We start from the raw sequence: 5,227 nt of genomic DNA on the forward strand, positions 1-5,227 counted from the left end.
AGGCCGGTTACGTCGCCACCACCGCCCGCGTCGATGGCCCAATCCACGGCGTGCAGATTTGTCAGCACCACTGCCCGGTATCCCACGTCGCCGAGGAGTTTCCGGAGCTGTGCGAAACCGAGCAGCAGGCCATGGCCGAGGTGCTTGGAACCCACGTGCAGCGGCTTGCGACCATCGTCAACGGTGACTGCGCATGCACCACGCACGTGCCGCTGACTCCCACCGAGAAGCCGTCAACCCTTCGACGCTCAGCCCGCGTCGAAGCCACCATAAGCAAGCAAGGAGTGTCGTCATGACGACCACCCCCGAGGTTCAGAAGCTGGCCGAACCGCTCTCCCAGGAGGAGGCCATCGCCTCGATGGGCCGGTACGGCTACGGCTGGGCCGACTCCGACATCGCGGGCGCCAGCGCACAGCGCGGGCTGTCCCAAGCGGTGGTCCGTGACATCTCCGCGAAGAAGAACGAGCCGGAGTGGATGCTGGAGACCCGGCTGAAGGCGCTGCGCATCTTCGATCGCAAGCCGATGCCGAAGTGGGGTTCCAACCTCGAGGGCATCCACTTCGACAACATCAAGTACTTCGTGCGGTCCACCGAAAAACAAGCAGCGACGTGGGACGACTTGCCCGACGACATCCGCAACACCTACGACAGGCTCGGCATCCCGGAAGCCGAGAAGCAGCGGTTGGTGTCCGGCGTCGCGGCGCAGTACGAGTCAGAGGTGGTCTACCACCAGATCCGCGAAGACCTGGAAGCCCAGGGTGTCATCTTCCTGGACACCGACACTGCGCTGCGCGAGCACCCGGAGATCTTCAAGCAGTACTTCGGCACGGTGATCCCGGCTGGGGACAACAAATTCTCGGCGCTGAACACCGCGGTGTGGAGTGGCGGAAGCTTCATCTACGTCCCGCCCGGTGTGCATGTCGACATCCCGCTGCAGGCCTACTTCCGGATCAACACCGAGAACATGGGTCAGTTCGAGCGGACGCTGATCATCGTCGACGAGGGCGCCTACGTGCACTACGTCGAGGGCTGCACCGCGCCGATCTACAAGTCCGATTCGCTGCACTCGGCGGTGGTGGAGATCATCGTCAAGCCCGGCGGCCGCTGTCGCTACACCACGATCCAGAACTGGTCGAACAACGTGTACAACCTGGTCACCAAGCGGGCCCGCGCCGAGGCCGGCGCCACCATGGAGTGGGTCGACGGCAACATCGGGTCGAAGGTCACCATGAAGTACCCGGCGGTCTGGATGACCGGCGAGCACGCCAAGGGCGAGGTGCTGTCGGTGGCGTTCGCCGGCGAAGGCCAGCACCAGGACACCGGCGCCAAGATGCTGCACCTGGCCCCGAACACGTCGAGCAACATCGTGTCCAAGTCGGTGGCGCGCGGTGGTGGACGCACTTCGTATCGCGGTCTGGTCCAGGTCAACAAGGGCGCGCACGGGTCACGCTCCAGCGTGAAATGCGATGCGCTGCTGGTCGATACGATCAGCCGCAGCGACACCTATCCCTACGTCGACATCCGCGAGGACGACGTGACGATGGGCCACGAGGCGACAGTGTCCAAGGTCAGCGAAAACCAGCTGTTCTACCTGATGAGCCGCGGGCTGACCGAGGACGAGGCGATGGCGATGGTGGTGCGCGGCTTTGTCGAGCCGATCGCCAAGGAGCTGCCGATGGAGTACGCGCTGGAGCTCAACCGGCTGATCGAGCTGCAGATGGAAGGCGCGGTCGGGTAGTGACGGGATTGACTGAAGCGGTTGAGGGTTTGTCGCTCACCGCTGCCAACAAGGGTGAGCAGTTCGCGTCTTTCGACGTCGACGCGTTCGAGGTCCCCGGCGGCCGCGACGAGATCTGGCGGTTCACCCCGCTGCGTCGGCTACGTGGCCTGCACGACGGCTCGGCGCACGCGACCGGGAGCGCCCAGATCACCGTCAGCGAACGGCCCGGGGTGCGCGTTGAAACCGTGCGGCGCGGCGACCAGCGGCTTGGCGATGGTGGTGTGCCCACCGATCGTGTTGCCGCGCAGGCGTTTTCGGCGTTCAACTCCGCGACGCTGGTCACGGTCGCGCGCGACACCCAGGTCGCCGAGCCGGTCGAGGTGTTGATCACCGGCCCGGGCGAGGGTGCGGTGGCCTACGGGCATCTGCAGATCCGGGCCGAAGAGCTGGCCGAGGCCGTCGTGGTCATCGACCAGCGTGGCAGCGGAACCTACGCCGACAACGTCGAATTCGTCGTCGAGGATGCCGCCCGGCTCACGGTGGTGTGGATCGCTGACTGGGCCGACGACACCGTGCAGGTCAGCGCGCAACACGCCCGGCTGGGCAAGGACGCGGTGCTGCGGCATGTGGCCGTCACGCTAGGTGGCGACTTGGTGCGAATGTCGGCCAAGGTGCGCTTCGCCGCGCCCGGCGGTGACGCCGAGCTGCTCGGCCTGTACTTCGCCGACGACGGTCAGCACCTCGAGTCGAGGCTGCTGGTTGACCACGCGCAACCCGACTGCAAGTCCAACGCGATGTACAAGGGTGCGCTGCAAGGGGATCCGGACTCGAACCGGCCGGACGCGCACACCGTCTGGGTCGGCGACGTGTTGATCCGCGCCGAGGCCACCGGCACCGACACCTTCGAAGTCAATCGCAACCTGGTGCTCACCGACGGCGCGCGCGCCGACTCGGTGCCCAACCTGGAGATCGAGACCGGCGAAATCGTCGGCGCCGGACACGCCAGCGCCACCGGACGATTCGACGACGAGCAACTGTTCTATCTGCGTTCCCGCGGCATCCCCGAAGAGCAGGCCCGCCGACTGGTGGTGCGTGGTTTCTTCAACGAGATCATCGCCAAGATCGCGGTACCTGAGATACGCGCGCGTTTAACCACCGCCATCGAGCACGAACTGGCCATCACCGAATCGAAAGTATCTGCCTAATGACCACTTTGGAAATCAAAGACTTACACGTCAGCATCGACAACCCGTCGGATGGCGAAGAGATCGCGATCCTCAACGGTGTGAACTTGAGCGTGAGTTCCGGCGAGACGCATGCGGTGATGGGGCCCAACGGATCCGGCAAATCCACCCTGTCCTATGCCATCGCCGGGCACCCGAAGTACCGCGTGACATCGGGCTCCATCACCCTCGACGGCCAGAACGTGCTAGACATGAGCGTCGACGAGCGCGCCCGCGCCGGCCTGTTTTTGGCCATGCAGTATCCCGTCGAGGTGCCAGGCGTGTCGATGTCGAACTTCCTGCGGTCGGCCGCTACCGCCGTCCGCGGTGAGGCGCCCAAGCTGCGGCACTGGGTCAAAGAAGTCAAGGCCGCGTTGGAGGAGCTCGAGATCGACCAAGCCTTCGGCGAGCGCAGTGTCAACGAAGGCTTTTCCGGCGGCGAGAAGAAGCGCCACGAGATCCTGCAGTTGGGGTTGCTGAAGCCGAAGATCGCGATTCTCGACGAGACCGATTCCGGCCTCGACGTTGACGCGTTGCGGGTGGTCAGTGAAGGCGTCAACCGCTATGCCGAATCCGAGCACGGTGGCATCCTGCTCATCACGCACTACACCCGGATCCTGCGGTATATCCATCCCGAATTCGTGCACGTGTTCGTCGGTGGCCGGATCATCGAATCCGGTGGTCCGGAGTTGGCCGACGAACTCGAAGAGAACGGCTACGTGCGCTTTTCCCAAGCGGCGGCCGCGGGAGCTTGACCGTGGGCACTTGCGCCACCTCACTGGACGTCGCTGCGATCCGCGCCGACTTCCCGATCCTCAAGCGCGTGATGCGAGGCGGAAATCAGTTGGCGTACCTGGATTCCGGTGCGACGTCACAACGGCCGCTGCAAGTCCTCGACGCCGAACGCGAATTCCTGTTGACGTCCAACGGCGGGGTGCACCGCGGAGCGCACCAGCTGATGGAGGAGGCCACGGATGCCTACGAGCAGGGCCGCACGGACATCGCAACGTTTGTCGGCGCGCACGCCGATGAGCTGGTGTTCACCAAGAACGCGACCGAGGCACTCAATCTGGTGTCCTACGTGTTCGGCGACAACCGCTTCGAGCATGCCGTCGGCGAGGGTGACGTCATCGTCATTACGGAGCTCGAGCACCATGCCAACCTCGTCCCCTGGCAGGAACTGGCAAGGCGCACCGGCGCGACGCTGCGCTGGTATGGCGTCACCGACCAGGGACGCATCGACCTTGACTCGTTAAAGCTCGATGAGCGCGTCAAAGTCGTTGCCTTCAGCCATCATTCGAATGTGACCGGAGCGCTGGCTCCAGTGGCCGAGCTGGTGGGCCGCGCGCGCGAAGTGGGTGCGCTGACCGTGCTGGATGCCTGCCAGTCGGTGCCGCACGAGCCAGTGGACTTCCATGCGCTCGACGTCGACTTCGGCGCATTCTCCGGGCATAAGATGCTGGGCCCCAACGGGATCGGCGTGTTGTATGGGCGCCGCGAGTTGCTCGGCGCGATGCCGCCATTTCTCACCGGCGGATCGATGATCGAGAATGTCGCGATGGAAGCGTCCACCTACGCGCCTCCGCCGCAGCGGTTTGAGGCTGGCACCCCGATGACCTCTCAGGTGGTCGGACTGGCTGCGGCCGCACGCTATCTCGGCGCCATCGGCATGGGCACCGTAAAAAATCACGAACGTCAGTTGACCGCCGCCGCGATCGACGGGCTGTCCGGCATCGACGGCGTACGGATCGTCGGACCGGCATCGATGGAGAACCGCGGCTCACCGGTGTCCTTCATTGTCGACGGCGTACACGCCCACGACGTCGGTCAGGTCCTCGACGACGACGGGGTCGCCGTGCGGGTGGGCCACCACTGCGCATTGCCGCTGCACCGCCGGTTCGGCCTGGCCGCCACCGCGCGGGCGTCGTTCGCGGTCTACAACACCCACGAGGAGGTCGACCGGCTGGTGGCCGGCGTGCGGCATGCCCTCGACTTTTTCGGCGGAGCGTGAGCCGAAGTGCGTTTGGAGCAGATCTACCAAGACGTGATCCTCGATCACTACAAGCACCCGCAGCACCGCGGGCTACGCGAGCCGTTCGGCGCGCAGGTGTACCACGTCAACCCGGTGTGCGGCGACGAGGTCACGTTGCGAGTGGCGCTGTCGGACGACGGTGAGCACGTCGTCGACGTCTCCTACGACGGGCAGGGCTGTTCGATCAGCCAGGCGGCCACGTCGGTGCTCACCGAGCAGGTGATCGGGCAAAGCGTCGGGCAGGCGTTGAAG

6 protein-coding genes are annotated in these 5,227 nt (G+C 65.1%); all 6 read left to right on the top strand.

Annotated elements, in window-relative coordinates:
* A partial coding sequence (locus WAN71_RS00735) for a helix-turn-helix transcriptional regulator (RefSeq protein WP_422223496.1) occupies positions 1-296 on the top strand: 296 nt, incomplete at its 5' end.
* A complete protein-coding gene (gene sufB, locus WAN71_RS00740; protein ID WP_422223497.1) occupies positions 293-1,738 on the top strand; it encodes a Fe-S cluster assembly protein SufB in 1,446 nt (481 codons plus the stop codon). The genes WAN71_RS00735 and sufB, both read left to right, overlap by 4 nt.
* Positions 1,738-2,925 (top strand): Fe-S cluster assembly protein SufD, encoded by a 1,188-nt coding sequence (gene sufD, locus WAN71_RS00745; RefSeq protein ID WP_422223498.1) that lies wholly within the window; start codon positions 1,738-1,740, stop codon positions 2,923-2,925. Before sufB ends, sufD begins: the two co-directional genes overlap by 1 nt.
* Complete coding sequence (sufC, locus tag WAN71_RS00750; RefSeq protein WP_422223499.1) at positions 2,925-3,698, top strand: Fe-S cluster assembly ATPase SufC; 774 nt, start codon at positions 2,925-2,927, stop codon at positions 3,696-3,698. Before sufD ends, sufC begins: the two co-directional genes overlap by 1 nt.
* 2 nt (positions 3,699-3,700) lie before the next feature.
* A complete protein-coding gene (locus WAN71_RS00755) occupies positions 3,701-4,954 on the top strand; it encodes a cysteine desulfurase (RefSeq protein WP_422223500.1) in 1,254 nt (417 codons plus the stop codon).
* Between the two features lie 6 nt (positions 4,955-4,960).
* Positions 4,961-5,227 (top strand): Fe-S cluster assembly sulfur transfer protein SufU (gene sufU / locus WAN71_RS00760; protein WP_422223501.1); only part of this gene is annotated, 267 nt, incomplete at its 3' end.

Origin of the sequence: Mycobacterium sp. (assembly GCF_049280035.1) — a bacterium.
Taxonomy (GTDB): domain Bacteria; phylum Actinomycetota; class Actinomycetes; order Mycobacteriales; family Mycobacteriaceae; genus Mycobacterium.

Excerpts from the sequence above, each read along its gene's own strand:
- sufB (WP_422223497.1), top strand. The coding sequence starts at position 293 with ATGACGACCACCCCCGAGGTTCAGAAGCTGGCCGAACCGCTCTCCCAG.
- sufC (WP_422223499.1), top strand. The coding sequence starts at position 2,925 with ATGACCACTTTGGAAATCAAAGACTTACACGTCAGCATCGACAACCCG.